14 protein-coding genes are annotated in these 18,288 nt (G+C 35.3%); 12 read left to right on the forward strand and 2 right to left on the reverse strand.

The genetic code is table 11. The features are described from left to right. Nucleotides 1–521: 521 nt before the first annotated feature. The 4 genes from panB (at nt 522) to MKY04_RS08240 (ending at nt 4,077) form a co-directional block, all read left to right on the forward strand. Nucleotides 522–1,361, forward strand: coding sequence for a 3-methyl-2-oxobutanoate hydroxymethyltransferase (gene panB, locus MKY04_RS08225; protein ID WP_126294165.1), 840 nt, complete (start codon nt 522–524; stop codon nt 1,359–1,361). Then, nucleotides 1,358–2,212 (forward strand): pantoate--beta-alanine ligase, encoded by an 855-nt coding sequence (panC, locus tag MKY04_RS08230; RefSeq protein ID WP_126294164.1) that lies wholly within the window; start codon nt 1,358–1,360, stop codon nt 2,210–2,212. The genes panB and panC overlap by 4 nt, the downstream gene beginning before the upstream one ends. Continuing rightward, nucleotides 2,212–2,595, forward strand: coding sequence for an aspartate 1-decarboxylase (panD, locus tag MKY04_RS08235; protein ID WP_126294163.1), 384 nt, complete (start codon nt 2,212–2,214; stop codon nt 2,593–2,595). Before panC ends, panD begins: the two co-directional genes overlap by 1 nt. A 267-nt stretch (nt 2,596–2,862) precedes the next feature. Next, the gene (locus MKY04_RS08240) at nt 2,863–4,077 is read left to right on the forward strand and encodes an ISL3 family transposase (RefSeq protein ID WP_346234469.1); all 1,215 of its coding nucleotides are present in this window, start codon (nt 2,863–2,865) and stop codon (nt 4,075–4,077) included. Nucleotides 4,078–4,351: 274 nt separating this feature from the next. Here the strand turns inward: MKY04_RS08240 and MKY04_RS08245 are convergent, their stop codons facing one another. Further along, nucleotides 4,352–5,665 carry an ISL3 family transposase gene (locus tag MKY04_RS08245; RefSeq protein ID WP_346235611.1) on the reverse strand — a complete coding sequence of 438 codons (1,314 nt, stop codon included), beginning with the start codon at nt 5,663–5,665 and terminating at the stop codon, nt 4,352–4,354. Between the two features lie 399 nt (nt 5,666–6,064). On the opposite strand from MKY04_RS08245, the gene MKY04_RS08250 reads away from it, so the two are divergent. From MKY04_RS08250 to MKY04_RS08285, 8 genes are all read left to right on the forward strand, one after another. Further along, nucleotides 6,065–7,342: a uracil/xanthine transporter gene (locus MKY04_RS08250; RefSeq protein ID WP_346235612.1), complete on the forward strand. Its 1,278-nt coding sequence runs from the start codon at nt 6,065–6,067 to the stop codon at nt 7,340–7,342. 369 nt (nt 7,343–7,711) lie between these two features. Then, nucleotides 7,712–10,528 carry an ATP-dependent DNA helicase DinG gene (gene dinG, locus MKY04_RS08255; protein WP_126294161.1) on the forward strand — a complete coding sequence of 939 codons (2,817 nt, stop codon included), beginning with the start codon at nt 7,712–7,714 and terminating at the stop codon, nt 10,526–10,528. A gap of 27 nt (nt 10,529–10,555) precedes the next feature. Next, entirely contained in the window at nt 10,556–11,038 is a 483-nt protein-coding gene (locus MKY04_RS08260; RefSeq protein WP_126294160.1) for a DUF5590 domain-containing protein, read from the forward strand. Nucleotides 11,039–11,052: 14 nt separating this feature from the next. Then, entirely contained in the window at nt 11,053–12,246 is a 1,194-nt protein-coding gene (locus tag MKY04_RS08265; protein WP_126294159.1) for a pyridoxal phosphate-dependent aminotransferase, read from the forward strand. 88 nt (nt 12,247–12,334) lie between these two features. Then, nucleotides 12,335–13,630 (forward strand): asparagine--tRNA ligase, encoded by a 1,296-nt coding sequence (asnS, locus tag MKY04_RS08270; RefSeq protein WP_346235613.1) that lies wholly within the window; start codon nt 12,335–12,337, stop codon nt 13,628–13,630. Nucleotides 13,631–13,786: 156 nt separating this feature from the next. Continuing rightward, on the forward strand, nt 13,787–14,506 hold the full coding sequence (locus MKY04_RS08275) for a DnaD domain-containing protein (RefSeq protein ID WP_126294157.1): 720 nt from the start codon (nt 13,787–13,789) through the stop codon (nt 14,504–14,506). 11 nt (nt 14,507–14,517) lie between these two features. Then, nucleotides 14,518–15,192 (forward strand): endonuclease III, encoded by a 675-nt coding sequence (gene nth, locus MKY04_RS08280; RefSeq protein ID WP_126294156.1) that lies wholly within the window; start codon nt 14,518–14,520, stop codon nt 15,190–15,192. Next, nucleotides 15,173–15,526: a YpoC family protein gene (locus tag MKY04_RS08285; RefSeq protein ID WP_126294155.1), complete on the forward strand. Its 354-nt coding sequence runs from the start codon at nt 15,173–15,175 to the stop codon at nt 15,524–15,526. Before nth ends, MKY04_RS08285 begins: the two co-directional genes overlap by 20 nt. Nucleotides 15,527–15,654: 128 nt before the next feature. On the opposite strand, the gene MKY04_RS08290 is transcribed toward MKY04_RS08285, so the two are convergent. Next, a complete protein-coding gene (locus MKY04_RS08290; RefSeq protein ID WP_346235614.1) occupies nt 15,655–18,288 on the reverse strand; it encodes a PBP1A family penicillin-binding protein in 2,634 nt (877 codons plus the stop codon).

Here is an 18,288-nt window from a genome sequence, read left to right on the forward strand (position 1 = left end):
TTCTTCAAAACTTGTTATAGTAGCGGTAAGGACAGTATCAACAATCTTCATTCAGTGGGGGTCTAAACCCCAACTGAATGAAGATAATGCCTCCGGCGAGTCATGCGATTTCGTAAAGGAGTTGTCTCGTGTAAACACGAGTCCTAAATCCGGACGCTGGTTTGCCAAGGCGTAATTGATTTCATTGAACTGTACCGAAAAACCTTACAAACTACTAAAAAGATCTGCCTTGATCAAACAAAGACAGGGACGGAAGAAAACAACACGCGTTAAATTTGTAATTTTTCGTATGACGCTACCCTTCTGTCCATTTTGAGCAGAAGGGTATTTTTATTTGCGAATAGAAAAGGATAGTTTTTTGGGTATTCGCATAAGAAAAACAAGGATTTTAGCTATTAGGCAAAAATTTAGTTTTTCTAATTATTGAAATTCCAATTTAGGAAGTTGGAAGCAAAATGCGGGAAATTTCACTAATGCGTAATTAATCTTTGTTTTCTTCTTTCTAAAAGGAGGAAAAACAGATGAAAAGTACAAGTGATTTTTTGAAAATGAAGGCGCAAGGGGAAAAAATCGTCATGATTACAGCATATGATTACCCAGCCGCTAAATTTTCAGAAGAGTCGGGTGTCGATATGATTTTAGTCGGCGACTCTTTAGGAATGGTTGTTCTCGGCTATGATTCAACAATGCCAGTGACTGTTGAAGATATGATTCACCATTCAAAAGCGGTTCGGCGGGGAGCAAAGGATACATTTGTAGTAGTCGATATGCCGTTTGGTTCTTATCACGGAGATGTAAATAGCACATTAAATACCGCAGTAAGATTAATGCAGGAAACAGGTGCAAATGCTTTAAAACTTGAAGGTGCTGGTAAAGTCTGCGTAGCGATAAAAAAGTTAACGAGCGCAGGAATTCCAGTAGTGGCACATTTAGGTTTGCAGCCACAGTCAGCTGGTGTCCTAGGGGGCTACAAAGTACAAGGAAAGACGGCAGAACAAGCAACGAAAATAATACAAGATGCAAAAGCTTGTGAAGCTGCAGGAGCTTGTGCAGTCGTTCTGGAATGTATCCCATACCAGTTAACGGAAGCAATTTCAAAGGAATTAACAATACCAACAATAGGAATTGGAGCAGGCCCTCATGCAGATGGGCAAGTGCTTGTTTTCCACGATTTACTTCATTTTGGGAAACATCATATCCCAAAATTTGTAGAAGGCTTTGCATTTGTAGGTGATGAGGTCGAGCGCGGCATAAAAGCATATACAGATGCAGTAAGAAAAAAAGAGTTCCCAACTATTGCACATAGCTTCACGATGAAGGAAGAAGCATTAGCGCAAATTTACGGGGGCGTTAAATATTGAAAGTCATTACAACGATAGAGCAACTAAAATTAATTATAAAAAAAGAAAAATCAGAAGGGAAAACAATTGGGCTTGTTCCAACAATGGGCTACTTGCATGAAGGACATTTAACATTAGCCAGTAATGCGCGGCTTGAAAATGATGTTGTAGTGATGAGTATTTTTGTCAATCCAACACAGTTTGGACCAAATGAAGATTTTGAATCTTATCCACGAGATTTAGAACGTGACAAAAAACTTGCTGAATCAGCGGGGGTAGACATTATTTTTGCGCCGGACATTGAGGAAATGTATCCGACAGATGGAGGCATTAAAATTCGTGCAGGAAGACAGGCGGAGATTTTATGCGGCGCCTCAAGACCGGGACATTTTGATGGGGTTCTTCAGGTAGTATCAAAATTATTTCATATAGTAGAACCGACTAGAGCATATTTTGGTCAAAAGGATGCACAACAAGTTGCTATTATACAAACACTTGTTAGAGATTACAATTTCCCATTAGAAATTCGTACGGTTCCAATTGTACGTGAAGAAGATGGGTTGGCAAAATCCTCACGAAATGTTTATTTAACTGAGGTCGAGCGCAAAGAAGCACCAGCCATTTATGAGGCATTGCTCATTGCCAAGGAACAATTTGAAGCAAATCAAAATAGTGAGGTAGCAATTGATTCTGCAACGAAGCATATTGAAAAATATACATCCGGTAAAATCGATTATTTGCAAATTTTAGCTTATCCAGATTTAAAACCTGTTACTGATAAAACAAAACAATATCTAATTGCGGCAGCAGTCTATATCGGAAAAACAAGATTAATAGATAATATTATTTTTTCATTAAAAGGGGAAGCATAATGTTTAGAATGATGATGAATAGTAAAATACACCGTGCACAAGTAACGCAGGCAGACTTAAATTATGTAGGATCCATTACAATTGATGAAGATATTCTTGATGCTGTAGGAATGCTGCCAAATGAAAAGGTTCATGTTGTAAATAACAATAATGGTGCAAGATTTGAAACATATATTATAGCAGGAGAACGAGGAAGTGGTGTTATTTGTGTAAATGGTGCTGCTGCGAGACTTGTTCAAAAAGGTGATATCGTAATAATTATTTCCTATGTCTACGTCACGAATGAGGAAGCAGCAAATCATCAACCGACAGTAGCAATAATGGGGGAGCGTAATACGATTAAAGAAATGATTCATTACGAGCCAGAAGCAACGGTGAAATAAAAATTATTATTGCTTTTTCTTCATAAATTAGTTATAATGTTCTTTGGTGCCAAACCAAGTAAAGTATATACTTTACAAACAAAGCATTCATTACGACACGGATTTGTCGGAATGCTTATGTAGCGAGCAGGGAGATGAGCCCCTGCTCTTTTTATTTTGGCTCTATAATATTTGTTGGGGTTTGAAAAAATTCATAAATAAAAAAGCACGTAATCACCGATTTCTATATACTTGAATTGTCTAGAAACAAGCAATGAAAGGTGATACGTGCAAATGAATTTTAACATGAATATTCCAGGATTAAAAGGTGTAACTGTTCATAAGGTGGAGGAGATGGGGGAACGTATTGTTCTACACGTTTCCATACCAAAAAAAGAACATCAATGTCCGGCATGCAAGAATATAACATCAAAAGTCCATGATTATCGAATTCAAAAAATTAATCATTTAAAATGGTTTGAACGATTAACCGTCCTTTTTTATAAACGTCGTCGTTATGTATGCCAATGTGGGAAACGTTTTTCAGAAAAATCCCCTTTCGTGGATAAATATCAACGTTTCTCGAAAGAATGGAATCAAGTTGTACGAATCCGTTCAATAAAGGCAAAAACATTTAAAGAAGCAGCTGAAGTACTTGGTACATCAAGCTCAACAGTGATTCGTCGCTTTAAAGAAGTAGTAAAGGAACAATTAAATGAAGGGGTTCATTTACCAAAATGTATCGCGATTGATGAATATAAAGCAGATACCGATGCGGGAACTTATCAATTAATTATTGCCAATGCGGAAACACATGAACCAATTGATATTTTACCAAATCGTAGAAAAGAAACCATTAAGGATTACTTGATGAAATACGGTGCAGATGTAGAAATTGTGGTTATGGACATGAATCCAAGCTTTAAAGCAGCAGTTAGGAAGGCGTTAAATCGCCCGATTATTATTGCGGATCGCTTTCATTATTGTCGTTATATTTACTGGGCACTAGATGAAGTACGTCGAAATGTTCAAAAAGAATGGCATGCATATGATCGAAAGAAATGTAAGAAAATGCGTCATGTACTATATAAACGATTTGATAAGTTAACAGAAACGAATCGTTGGTACTTAAATCGTTACATAGGAATGTCGAAGGAACTAAAGCAAGCCTATGAATTAAAAGAAGCTTACTGCGAATGGTTTGATTGGGCAAAAACTTCAAATGATTTGATAGAAATAAAAAAAAGATTAGAAGCCTTTTACCGAAAGGTAGAAGAAGCAAATATTCCGGCATTTTTAAAGGCTATTCAAACGCTAAAAAATTGGCAAGTTGAAATTTTAAATAGTTTAAGTTTTGGATATTCAAATGGTTTTTTAGAAGGAATTAATAATAAATCAAAAGTTTTGAAGCGCAATGCTTATGGTTTTAGAAGCTATGAACACTTTAAAGCGAAAATTTTATTAAATAATTTATATAAGAAAATTGGGGTTCATTTAGGATAATCGGGGTGCCGTGTAATATCACTTCACCCCAACATTTGACATAGAACCTTTATTTTATTGATAAATATTCTCTTTACATAATTTCTGAACTAAACCTCGAATAAGGTTACTTTAATAAAGTGCCTTTTTTGAGGTTTTTAAGCTTTAAATGAGCTACCGTTCGTAAATCTTAAGTCTAAATATTAGGTAGGAATAACTTATAATTATATAGGTTCTTTGTCAAATAACGTTGGTGAAGGATATTAATCGATTATTACCATGCTCTTAACTAGCCTTAGGCTGTTTGGGAGCGTGGTTGTTTTTGTTCTGTTGTTTTGAGTTTGAAGTGTAAAATAATTCGCTTTTTGTAATTCATAAAATTTCTATATCCATAAGCTACACGATTTAATACTTTAATTTTATTGTTAATCCCTTCAATTTTGCCGTTGTTATAAGGATAATTAAAGCTGTTATGTATATACGGAAGATGCTCTTTCAACGTTTTTATACTAGTCTTCATATAGCTAGAGATTAAAGGATGAACAGGATTTATTAAACAAGATTCTAACATTTTAAAGTCCTTCTCTTCCATTGCTTTCAAAAGGGCTTGATAAAGCTCATAATTCGCTTTTAGCACTGGATCATACGCTAAAATCTCTTCAACGATGCTTGTTTCAAGACGTTGTCCGAATAGCGAATAATATTTGTATTCAACGCCAGAGAGAGCCGATTTCTTTTTGAGAATTAGCTTCCAGTAACGCTTCAATCGACGGTACTTTTTCATGTCTTCGTTATCTGAAGTTCTTAGTTGATTCATCACACTGATTCGGCACTTATTCATAGATCGATTGATTAATTGAACTAAGTGAAATCGGTCAATAATTATTTTCGCTTTTGGAAACAGCTCTTTAATGACGCTTACATAACCTGCATTCATATCAATCGTTACCGTTTCCACATTTCGTCGGTCATTTAGGCTGTAATTCACAATGAAATGATTTTTAATTGCGAAGTTATCGCGACGATTAAGAATGTCCAAGATATCACCATTCAACACATTGATATATTCAAAAGCCATTGCCCCTTTTGCGTATTTAAATTCGTCAAAAGAAAGATGCTTCGGAAGCTTAGTATGATGGGGTTTAAGATGCACTGCAACTTCATTAATGACTCGTTGAACCGTTGTAGGTGAAATCGAACAATCTTTAGCGATCGATTTTAAGGATTGAGCTTCTGCAGATTTAATCATTACTTGAACTTTAACATTCTTAGAAATATAACAATTACGTTCAACGATTGGTGTTTTGGCAGTAAAGCTAGTGTTGCATTCTGTACACATAAAGCGTTGCTTTCTTAGTAGTAAATAGGTTGGACTTACCCCGGTAAGAGGTAAAGTAATTCGCGATAATTGAGTTCCGTTCTTAAAAACTGTAAAATTTTTGTTTTCAATACCACACTTTACGCAATGAGTAGGGTTGTAGGTTAATGTTCCAGTGATGTATTTACAAGCTTTTCCTTTAAAAGTCCCTTGTTTTACACAATCTTCATCGAATGTAATATTCAAGTCTTGAATATCAATCAAGGATTTAATACTATTAGAATATGACAAGTGAATTCCCTCCTGAATGATGGTTTTGGTCGACTTTAATTCTACAGGGAACCTCACTTGTTTTCTATTATTAAAATAAAAGAAAATAACGCTAGTGAAATTCCATCACCTTCTCCAACTTTCGGGAGAAGGTGATTTTCATTCACCAACGTTATAAATTGTACAGCCATTATATATAGAAATATTTAGTAATTTGTTTTACCATATGGATATGGTTTCCAATAATATGGAAACCATGTTTTTTATTATGTATCGGTGGGAGTTTGTAAGGGGCAAATCTTTCAACCGGTAAATTAAAGTATAGATGGGGGGATATACTTTGAACAATCAAATTCATTTTATTAGTAAAGGATCTATCCAGTATTTTTGTAAATTAATGCGAAAGGCTGGTGGAGTCTTTTGAATCGGTTATCTTATTTAACAACAGCCTTTGCTTCGTTGCAGTGGTTATTTTTTATTTTTGCCAATACGATAGTTGTGCCTATTTCAGTTGGGACTGCTTTTGATTTACCACAAAGCGAGATTGCAACTATCCTTAGAAGTTCTTTAATCTTTACTGGAATAGCTTGTATGCTACAAGGATATATTGGACACCGTTATCCATTAATGGAAGGGCATTCAGGGGTTATGTGGGGATTGTTGTTAAACCTTTGTTTGTCGGCTTCAGCAATGGGCATGAGTCTTCCAGCTATTGGTGGTGGTATCGCAACAGGAATGTTGTTAGCAGGGGCAGTTGTATTAATTTTAGGTGCTTTTAAGCTTGTAAGCTACATACAAAAGATTTTCACTCCAATGGTCATGACTGTATATTTATTTTTATTAACATTTCAACTTATAATTATATTTTTTACCGGGATGCTAAAGGTTTCTCCAGAGGGTGAACTTGATATACCGATAAGTTTATTTTCTGTTGGTATTGTACTTTTAGTAAGTTTTATTAAGATTAAAGGGAAAAATCTTATTAGTAATTTTGCTATATTAATAGGAATGGTTGTCGGTTGGATTTTATATTTACTCCTATTTCCTACAGAACAAGCAATATCTACTCAAGGTTCTTTAAGTTTAACGTTATTTCCGTTAGGTACACCTAATTTAAATATTGGGATTATTGCGATTACATTTTTAGCAAGTATTATTAATTTAAGTAATACGATTGCTTCTGTTCAAGCTGCGTCAAATCTTCTTGAAGAAAAGATTTCTCAAAGTTCCTTGGATAGATCTTATTTACTTACAGGCAGCTACTCAATTGTTGCCGCCGTATTAGGACTTGTCTCTTATGCACCATTTGCTTCTTCAATTGGATTTTTGGAAAGTACTCGAATTTTTGATCGAAAACCGTTTATTATAGGTGGCGGACTAATGGCAGTTTTGGGGATTATCCCTTTTTTAGGATCACTATTAGCTACTTTGCCCGTTACAGTAGGTAATGCAGTGTTATTCGTGGCTTACCTACAATTATTTGGAACATCTTTAAAAAGTTTAAATGGCTACATTTTTAATTCGGTTACAATACATCGCCTAGCCGCACCGGTATTGATAGGTGTTTGTATTATGAATTTAGACGTTGACCTTTTTAAAATATTTCCTGTATATTTTCAGCCATTACTATCTAATGGTTTTATAATGGGTGTTCTTATCTCTGTAGGTTTAGAAATATTTATAAAGTGGGATGAATAAGTGGTTAGTTTTCTGAAAAATCTGATATAACTTAAAAAAATAGCGTGTATCAATGATTACATGGCAATCATTTGATACATGCTTTATATTTTTATGCATAAATTCAGTGAGTTTTTAATTTTCGTATTTTTGTATTGCAGCGTTTTTGACAGAATTAAAACACATATATTTAATTTACATTCCCGTGTCAATTTAAATAAAATTATAGTGGCATTTTTTCTGATTAGTGAAAAACAAACAAGAAGTAATTGAATTGTATTTAATTGCTAAATAAATTATCAATTATAAAGCCTAGGTAAAGCATGACCGCTACATTTGAATATGATAAAATTCCATTATAATTATTTAAATTGTGAGTTGAGAAAAAAGATGGAAAGTCAAAAATATGCCATTGTTGATATTGAAACGACGGGTCATTCGCAAGCTACTGGCGATCGAATGATTCAAATAGCAATTGTAATTATGAAAGATTGGTGTATAGAGAAGACTTTTACATCTTTCATTCATCCAGGAAAACCAATTCCTTTATTTATTCAAGATTTAACAAATATTACTGATGCAGACGTAAAAGATGCATTGCCTTTTGAAGCACATGCTGACTATATATATGAATTGTTGCAAGATGCGATTTTTGTAGCACATAATACAGATTTCGATTTATCGTTTTTGCAAGCTGAATTCAAACGTGCCGGCATGCCGAAATGGAATGGCAAAAAGATTGATACGGTGGAGCTGGTAAAAATTTTATTTCCCAATTCATTAAGTTATAAACTTGGGGACTTGGCAGCAGATTTAAATATTCCATTAGAAAATGCGCACCGTGCAGATGATGATGCAAAAGCTTGTGCATTTCTTCTAAAAAGATGTTGGGAGGAATTGTTAACATTACCGCTTTCAACGTTGGAGCAGCTGCATAAAAAATCATTTCAGCTAAAAACAAATTTATCGCAATTATTTTTTGAAGCATTGCAATTGCGAAGAAATCAAGTTCAGGATGATTCAAATATCATTTATTACAAAAAAATAGCGTTAAGAAAACAATCCACTCATAAAAAAATTGAACAAAAGGAATTAAACTATCCAACTACAACTGATGAAAAAATTTCTTTATTAAATAAAAAGGTTCCAAATTTTGAAGAACGTCCAGAACAATTTCAAATGATGGATGCAATATGGAGAAATTTAAATAACAAATCTGAAGTTTTGATTGAAGCGTCAACGGGTATTGGAAAAACAATAGGTTACCTAATACCAACTATTATTTATGCAAAACAAAATAAAGGAAAAGTATGTATTAGTACGTATACATCCCATTTGCTTGAGCAGCTTTTATCAAGTGAGATTCCGAAGGCGGAAAAAATTTTAGGCACCCAAATTAACGTAACGCGTCTAAAAGGGAAGAAAAATTATATAGATGTCGGTGTCTTTGAGCAATTAATGAGATCAAAAGATTCTTCCTATGATGAGACTTTAACGATTTTACAAGTATTAGTATGGTTGACGAAAACAGAAACAGGTGATTTGTCTGAATTAAATGTTTCTGGCGGCGGACAATTATTTATCGATAAAATTCGAAAAAGCTCAGATACTCAACATCAAAAGAAAAACCGATTTGATTATTATGAGAGAGCAATTGATGAAAGTAAAGACGCCGATATCATCGTGACAAACCATTCGATGCTAATAGCCGATCTTGTGCGACACGAGCCAATCTTTCATCATATTGATGGCTGGGTAATTGATGAAGCACATCAATTTATTCAGGCAGCTGTAAACAGAGATGAATCGATATTTTCTTTTACAAATTGGAAGTATTTATTCGGTCAAATTGGACTGTCTACTGACAATCAATTATTATCAGTATTTCAAAAAATTGCTTTAAAGAAGCAGCGCGTCCCATTATCATTTTTTCATCAACTAGAAAAGAATTTTATTCGTATGGGTGAATTGTTTGATAAATCAATGCAGGAAATTTTGGTTTCCATTAAAGAAATCCCTCGCAATACAATGGGTGACACAAAGCAAACAGCCTTTTTATCAGAACTATCGCTAAATAAAGAATTATTAAGAAATGTATCAGATGTGATGCAAAGTTGGATTGATTTAGCTGAACAAGCTGCTGTCATTTTCAAAAAAGATATCGAGCAAATAGCTCCAGAGCATCAATTGATTTTAGAGCAATGGGAATACTGGGTTCGAGAATTTAAAGTGAAACTAGCAGAGTGGGAAGAAATTTTCCTAAAAGCAAATGAAGACTATTCAACTTGGATTGAGTTAGATCGTCGAAATGTCCCAGGTAGTATCCGTGTTTTGAAAAAACCAATTAATTTAGCAGCAACTATTCGGCAACTATTTGATCCGATTCGAAAAAATAACGCCATTATTTGGACGTCTGGAACATTAACAGTGCCAAATAATGATCGCTTTATTGCAAATCAGTTAGGTATTCATAATGAAGTGCCATTGCTTAAGCTTCAGGCTCCTGCCCATTACTATAAAGGTGCTCGAGCTTTTATCGTAAATGATATGCCAGACATTCAAACAGTATCACAGACTAATTATATAGAATCCGTGGCATTGGCTATTACAAGAATCGTACGCACAACTGAGGGTCGCTGTTTTGTTTTATTTACTTCACAAGATATGTTAAGAAAAACGGTGGAACTTATACAAGAAAGCGAGCTTCTTCATGATTATATGCTGTTTGCACAAGGGGTTACGAGCGGTAGCCGCATGCGTTTATTAAAATCTTTCCAAAAGTTTAGTCATTCTGTGTTATTTGGGACAAATAGTTTTTGGGAGGGGGTAGATGTTCCAGGGGAGGGGTTGTCCTCAGTTATTGTTGTACGCCTGCCATTTTCTGCTCCCGAAGAACCAACTTTTAAAGCAAAATCGCAAATATTGCAGCAGCAAGGTCGAAATGCATTTACAGAACTTTCATTACCAGAGGCAATATTACGCTTTAAACAAGGCTTTGGACGACTCATTCGATCCTCCCAAGACAAAGGAGTTTTTATTGTACTTGATCGCCGAATTGAAACGAAATCGTATGGAGTAGAATTTTTACGTGCATTACCTAACATTTCTGTGCATAAACTACCCCTTCAAGATATGGTTTTAGAGATAGAACATTGGTATAATATCAAAGATGAGGAAAGAAAGCAGGTAGACAAAAATGAAATATAATCAAGTTATTTATATAAAGGTGATTCAATGAAAAACTGGATAATTTTCATTTCCGTATTTATTCTATCTTTGTCACTTGTTATTTCAGTTCTCGTAATTTGGAAAGCCGATGCTCCATTTAATAAAATCGAGAAGCAAGCAGAAGAACTTGCAATATCATCAGGTTCGCTTGCTGAGGTATCGGAAAGCTATGTTTATAATGGTAATAAGCCGTATGTTACTGTTTTCGGGGTAGACGAAAATGGTAAAGAAAAAGCAGTTTTTGTTCCAACGAGTTTAGAAGAAAACTTAATTGAGGAAGTATTTATGCAGAACGGCATTACGGAGGAACAAGCTTTATCGGTTTTGAATAATGAAGAGGAAGTAAAAGAAATTCTTCATACAAAATTAGGCTTTGAGGATGTAGGTCCAGTTTGGGAAATTACGTATAAAAATGGATCCGAAAAATTAAATTATGTCTATATTTTGTTTGAGGATGGACAATGGTGGAAACGCATTTTGAACTTGTAGAGGAGTAGATTTTGATGAGAGATTTATTGGCAAATCGTGTAAAAACTTTAACACCATCTTCAACACTAGCTATTACTGCAAAAGCAAAAGAATTAAAGGCACAAGGTATTGATGTTATCGGATTAGGTGCAGGTGAACCTGACTTTAATACACCACAAAATATCCTTGATGCTGCAGCACAATCAATGGCGAAAGGCTTTACAAAATATACACCTGCTGGAGGTCTTCCGGCATTAAAGCAAGCTATAATCGACAAATTATCACGCGATAATCATTTATCATATAAACCAAATGAGATTATTGTTGGGATAGGAGCAAAGCATGTTCTTTACACGCTGTTCCAAGTTATTTTAAACGAGGGTGATGAAGTAATTATTCCAGCCCCTTATTGGGTTTCTTATCCTGAACAGGTAAAATTAGCAGGCGGTATACCCGTTTTCGTTGAAAGTACAAGTGAACAGAATTACAAAATTACAGCAGAACAATTACGCAATGCGATTACGGATAAAACAAAAGCTGTCATTATCAATTCACCAAGCAATCCTTCCGGTATGGTTTATTCTCGTGAAGAACTGACAGAACTGGCATCAGTTGCAGTTGAAAAAGATATTCTAATCGTATCAGATGAAATTTATGAAAAGCTTTTATACAATGGACTAGAACATTTCTCCATTGCACAGCTTTCTGATGAAGTAAAGACGCAAACAATTGTTGTAAATGGTGTAGCTAAATCTCACTCTATGACAGGATGGCGTATCGGATATGCAGCAGGTAATGCTGAAATTATTAAGTCTATGACGGATTTAGCCTCTCACTCAACTTCAAACCCAACAACTACTTCTCAATATGCAACAATTGAAGCATATAATGGACCACAGGATTCTGTTGAAGAGATGAGACGTGCTTTTGAATCTCGTTTAGAGGTAATCTATCCAAAATTAAGTGCGATTCCTGGATTTAAAGTATTAAAACCACAAGGTGCATTTTATCTGCTTCCTGATGTATCAGAGGCTGCTTTAAAAACAGGCTTTGATTCTGTAGATGATTTTGTTAGTGCTTTATTAACTGAAGCAAATGTTGCGGTAGTACCTGGATCAGGCTTTGGTGTACCATCAACAATTCGTCTAAGCTATGCGACATCTTTAGAATTACTTGAAGAAGCAGTGAGACGAATGGACAATTATGTGAAATCAAAATGGCAAGACTAATTTTTTGTTAAATACAAATAGATTGTAAACAAGCTAAATTTAGCTTGTTTACAATCTACTATAATTAGTTCTTTGTTGGAGGAACAATATGAAAAAAATAATGATTCAAGAAATGCCAAATCATATTGGCGAAACTGTAAAATTAGGTGTTTGGTTATCAAACAAACGTTCAAGTGGAAAAATTGCTTTTTTACAATTACGAGATGGCTCTGGCTTTGTACAGGGGGTAATTGTTAAAGAAGAAGTTGGAGAAGAATTATTTGCAACAGCAAAAGGTTTAACTCAAGAAACTTCGATGTACATTACAGGTGTTGTTAAAGAGGACACACGTTCAAGCTTTGGCTGTGAACTTGCTGTTACAAATATCGAAGTAATTCATGAAGCAGTGGATTACCCAATTACGCCTAAAGAACACGGTGTAGAGTTCTTAATGGACAACCGTCACCTTTGGCTGCGTTCCCGTAAACAGCACGCAATTATGAAAATTCGAAATGAAATCATTCGCGCAACATACGAATTTTTCAACAATAACGGTTTTGTTAAAATTGATCCGCCTATTTTGACAGGTTCTGCTCCAGAAGGAACTTCAGAGCTATTCCATACAAAATATTTTGACGAGGATGCGTACCTTTCACAATCAGGTCAACTTTATATGGAAGCCGCGGCTATGGCTTTAGGAAAAGTATTTTCTTTTGGTCCAACATTCCGTGCAGAAAAATCAAAAACTCGACGCCACTTAATTGAGTTTTGGATGATTGAGCCAGAAATGGCCTTTGTTGAGTTCGAAGAGAATTTAGAAGTACAAGAACAATATGTTTCCTTTATTGTTCGATCTGTACTAAAAAATTGCAAAATCGAATTAGAGCGTCTTGGCCGCGATACTTCAAAATTAGAGAATATTAAAGCGCCATTCCCACGTATTTCATATGATGATGCGATTAAGTTCCTACACGAAAAAGGATTTACTGACATCCAGTGGGGCGACGATTTTGGCGCGCCGCATGAAACTGCTATAGCTGAAAGCTTTGATAAACCTGTATTTATTACGTGCTACCCAGTTGGAATTAAGCCATTTTATATGCAACCGCATCCAGAGCGTGAGGATGTCGTTTTATGTGCAGATTTAATTGCGCCAGAAGGTTATGGTGAAATTATTGGCGGCTCTGAGCGAATTCACGATTTTGATTTATTAAAACAACGATTAGAAGAACATAAACTAGATGAGGATGCGTATGCTTGGTATTTAGATTTACGCAAGCAGGGATCTGTTCCTCACTCTGGATTCGGTTTAGGATTGGAACGTACTGTTGCATGGATTAGTGGAGCAGAGCACGTTCGTGAATGTATTCCATTCCCTAGACTTCTTAATAGACTTTATCCATAATAATAATAAGCGGAAGCGCCTTGATATTTGTCGCTGCGCTTTCATAACGAAAAAGCGTCCGTTAACAGCGGACGTTTTCCTTTAGAGTAAAGGGTATTCTAGCTAAGAAGCTTTACTTACATCAAGACTAGTTTAAAAAAGAAGGGAGTCTTAGCATTGAATGAAAAAAATAAGCGACTCCATTTATGGATAGAGCAGGGGAATGTTGCAATTCCTCAGCTTTTTTTTCAGCATTATAAAAAGTTAAATATACAAGATGATGAAGCGCTTCTTTTGTTACATCTGTTAGCTTTTCAATCAGAAAGAAACGACTTTCCAACCCCAAATGATCTCGCGCAGAGACTACACTTTAACGAGAACGATATAACATTAAAGCTACAACGTCTTATGCAAAAAGGATTTTTAGAAATTACTCAAGGTGTCGATATACATGGCAAGCTATATGAAAAATACTCTATTTATCCTCTTTGGGAAAGAATAATGGATTTCATTGAAAGTTCTACGATCAATGAAGAAATTCAAGCTCAAAAAAATGAGGAAGGTGAAATTTTTAAAATATTTGAACAGGAATTTGGCCGGCTGTTGTCTCCAATGGAAATTGAAACGATTTCAATGTGGTTGGATGCTGATCGTCATTCACCATCTATTATTAAAGCAGCACTAAAAGAAGCCGTTTTAGCAAGTAAACTCTCCTTCCGTTACATTGACCGCATTTTGTTTGAGTGGAAAAAGAAAAACATTACATCAATTAAACAAGTTGAGAAGCATACAGAGCAATTTTACAATAAAACGACTACTGTACAGCCTAAAACAAAACCAGCAACAGAAAATACACATAAAGTTTCATTTTATAATTGGCTAGAAGAAAGGGAATAGGGGGTTTTGCTGTGCTTACGAAAAAACAATGGGAACATTGCTTAGAAGAAATGGATAGGATGTTTCCTAATGCACATTGTGAGCTCGTCCATGACAACCCGTTTGAATTAACAATCGCAACACTATTGTCAGCACAATGTACAGATGCACTTGTAAACAAAGTAACAAAAAATTTATTTCAAAAATATAAAACACCAGAGGATTATTTAGCCGTCTCTTTAGAAGAATTACAGAATGATATACGTTCAATAGGTTTGTACCGAAATAAGGCAAAAAACATTCAGGCTTTATGTGAAATATTAATCAAAGATTTTCATGGGGAAATTCCACAAAGTCGTGAGCAGTTAGTTACACTTCCAGGAGTAGGGCGCAAAACTGCTAATGTAGTTTTATCTGTAGCGTTTAATATACCTGCATTAGCTGTTGATACACATGTTGAACGAGTTACAAAAAGACTTGGTTTATGCCGTTTAAAAGATTCTGTATTAGAAGTAGAAGAAACAGTGATGAAAAAAACACCGAAAGAGAAATGGTCAAAAACGCATCATCAATTAATCTTTTTCGGACGTTATCATTGCAAAGCACAAAATCCTCAATGTCATGTATGTCCTTTGCTAGATGATTGTAGAGAAGGGCAAAAGCGCATGAAAAAGGGGTTGGTGAAAATTGATCAAAGCGAGAAATGAAGCGATTCAAAAAGAAAAAGTTGAGCCTTATTTTGAAAAATGGAATCATTTAAGCGAACAAATTCACCATGCACATGATCAACGAAATGACGATGCGAAAAAACTAATGGAAAAGGGGATTGCTTTATTCGAGCAATGTATTATTGACTGTTCAGAAATTGAAGAACCAACAATCAATGTAGCCGGACAATATGAAGTAATGCCGATCAATGGCATGGAAAGATTGTTATTTATTAAAGCAAGACCAGGGCAATATGCATGCTATCGGCAATTAGATGAATTGTTTAAAGAACTGAAAAAGCGTCTTGCCCGTTTAAGAATTAAATCGAACTAAAATAAGCCATCTCCCTTATGAGATGGCTTATTTAATATTAGAATGTATAAAGGTCAAATAAATCATTATAATAAAAAACACAATTCAGAACTGAATCTGAATTGTGTTTTTTTTGAATTCCCACTATTTTACCATTCATTTGTTGATGACTGATAATTTGGATCGGTAGGGTATTCTATCTCTCCACCACCATCTTCAGGATTAAACCAGTCTTCATCGCCATTATTATTTCCATTACCATTTCCGTTGCCATTACCATTACCATTTCCGTTACCGTTACCGTTATTCCAGTTTCCATTACCATTCCCATTATTGCCATTGCCTTCATTGCCAATATCAAAGTCTTCTCCGAATTCTCCGTCTGGCATTTCAATCTCAGGCTCATCAACCGTATTTTCAATAAATATTGAAACCGTTGCTGGTTCACTTCGAACATCTTCTGCTACAGCTGTTACTGAGAATGTGTAATTTCGACCAGGTTCAATGTTTGGAACGGATGTTTGTTTATTTTCAGTTGTTGCTATTACAATCGGTTCTCCGTTATCAACAGTCATTGCCACTTCAAATGAAACCTTAGTATCTTTCAGATCTTGATTAAACTCCCAAGTTAAATCAATTGAGTTACTTTCTTTGTTGTAAGGTGCTTGTAGATTAGTTGGTGCGTCTAGTTCAATTTGTTCATATTCATTTGAAACTTGAGTAGGTTCAGTTCCTCTTACGAACAATTCTGTTCGACGCAATTCATTTGGTGTAAACTCACTTGCAAGCTTAAGTGGATTTGTTCCAACCTCTATTGTTGCTTCAACAACTGAATTTGGTTTTGTAAAATTAGCCGTTTCAACATTTGTTGAAATTTGAGATAGAATTGTTCTAAATAAATTTTGCGGTAATCGGCGTTCATCCCATGTTGTAATTGGCTCCGAACGTTTTGAATACCCACTCCAAATAGCAATGGAGTAATTCGTTGTATATCCCGCAAACCATGAGTCAGGAACACTGCTGCTTGGTAAATCATATTGATCAAATTCTTTTGCATCATAGTTCGTTGTACCAGTTTTACCAGCGATATCTAATCCAGATACATTTGCCGCAGAACCAGAAGCACCTGGTTTGTTGCTTAAAACATCACGTAACATATCCGTCACCATATATGCAGTATATTCTTCCATGGCAACAACTGGATCTGTTTTATAAGTTTTCTTAGAACCATCACGATATTCAATGTGTTTAATAGCTGTTGGTTCATTATAAATACCATTATTACCAAAAGCCGCAAAGGATGCGGACATTTGAATCGGTGTTAATGTAATACTACCTCCACCAATTGCATCAGATTCATATATATTTTCTGCATTAATTCCTAATTTTGAAATAAACTCTTTTGCTTTATCTGTTCCAACCTCTTGTAAAGTTTTTACTGCTGGTACGTTTCGAGATGCGTAAAGTGCTTCTCGAATAGTAATAGTGCCAAAATATTTATTATCCCAGTTTGTAATAACTTTATCTGATCCAGTATAGGTCATTCTTTCATCAACAGTAGTTTGACCTGTAGACCATTTTAAGTTTTCAATGGCTGGACCATAATCTAAAAGCGGTTTAATTGTTGAACCTGGAGAACGAGTTGTTAAATCATATGCATAGTTAAATCCTCGTTCTGCACCATAGTTGCGTCCACCGCCAATTGCTCTAATTTCACCTGTTTTTGTATCGATAACTGAAACACCAGACTGAATTGACTCTGTAGGGAAGTTTGCAGAGTTATTCATCGTATCTTCAACAATTGTTTGAGCATTAGGGTCTAATGTAGTATAAACTTTAATACCTTCAGCAAGAGCTTCTCCGTCACCATTTTTTTCAAGCTCACTGATTACAACATCTAGGAATGCATTATATTTTGTCCCACCAACTGATTGACGTTCCTCATCTGGAAGTAAGCGAGATGTAACGTCTATTGCTTTTGCTGCTGCTGCTTCTTCCTCAGTAATTTTTCCATGTTGAACCATTAGGTCTAAAACTAAATCTCGACGTTTTTGAGCTCTTTCCGGATTACGGTAAGGATTGTAGTTATTTGGACTTTGTGGAATACCAGCCAGCAATGCCATTTCATCCAACTCTAATTCATTTAATTCTTTGCCAAAGAAAGCTTTTGACGCTGTACCGAAACCATAAATAGTACCTGACATTAACACTTTATTAAAGTACATTTCAAAAATTTCTTCTTTTTCATAATGCTTTTCCAACTGGATGGCTAACCATGCTTCTTGGGCTTTACGTTTTAATTTTTTATCATTACTCAAAAATGAGTTTTTAACTACTTGCTGTGTAATCGTACTAGCACCTTGGGAACCAAAGCCATGTCGGACATTGGCAATTACCGCACTACCTAGTCGCCAAATATCGATTCCGAAGTGATCGAAAAATCGAACATCCTCAGTTGCAAGAATTGCGTCTACCATTTCGTCTGGTATATCATCAAATTCAACATACGTTCGGTCTTCTGCACCGACTGTAGCGAAAAGTTCGCCATTCATATCATAAAACTCTGAAGAAATTGGATCCTTTAATGATTCCTCATCAAGCTCGGGTGCCGAACTAGCATAATATGCAAAAAGTCCAGCCCCTCCAACTAAACCAACTACTCCTATTATTAAAACTGCAATTACAATTCTTTTTATCCATGCCATGATAGGCTTTTTTTGGGACTTCTTCTGTTGTTCACGTTGACGTTTTAATTCTTCACGTGTACGTCTTTTCTCTGTCAA

Source organism: Lysinibacillus telephonicus (assembly GCF_039654155.1).
GTDB lineage: Bacteria > Bacillota > Bacilli > Bacillales_A > Planococcaceae > Ureibacillus > Ureibacillus telephonicus.

What these genes read in the sequence shown, in the direction of transcription:
- panB (WP_126294165.1), top strand. Translation starts at nt 522, where the DNA reads ATGAAAAGTACAAGTGATTTTTTGAAAATGAAGGCGCAAGGGGAAAAA.
- panD (WP_126294163.1), top strand. Translation starts at nt 2,212, where the DNA reads ATGTTTAGAATGATGATGAATAGTAAAATACACCGTGCACAAGTAACG.
- dinG (WP_126294161.1), top strand. Translation starts at nt 7,712, where the DNA reads ATGGAAAGTCAAAAATATGCCATTGTTGATATTGAAACGACGGGTCAT.
- MKY04_RS08260 (WP_126294160.1), top strand. Translation starts at nt 10,556, where the DNA reads ATGAAAAACTGGATAATTTTCATTTCCGTATTTATTCTATCTTTGTCA.
- MKY04_RS08265 (WP_126294159.1), top strand. Translation starts at nt 11,053, where the DNA reads ATGAGAGATTTATTGGCAAATCGTGTAAAAACTTTAACACCATCTTCA.
- asnS (WP_346235613.1), top strand. Translation starts at nt 12,335, where the DNA reads ATGAAAAAAATAATGATTCAAGAAATGCCAAATCATATTGGCGAAACT.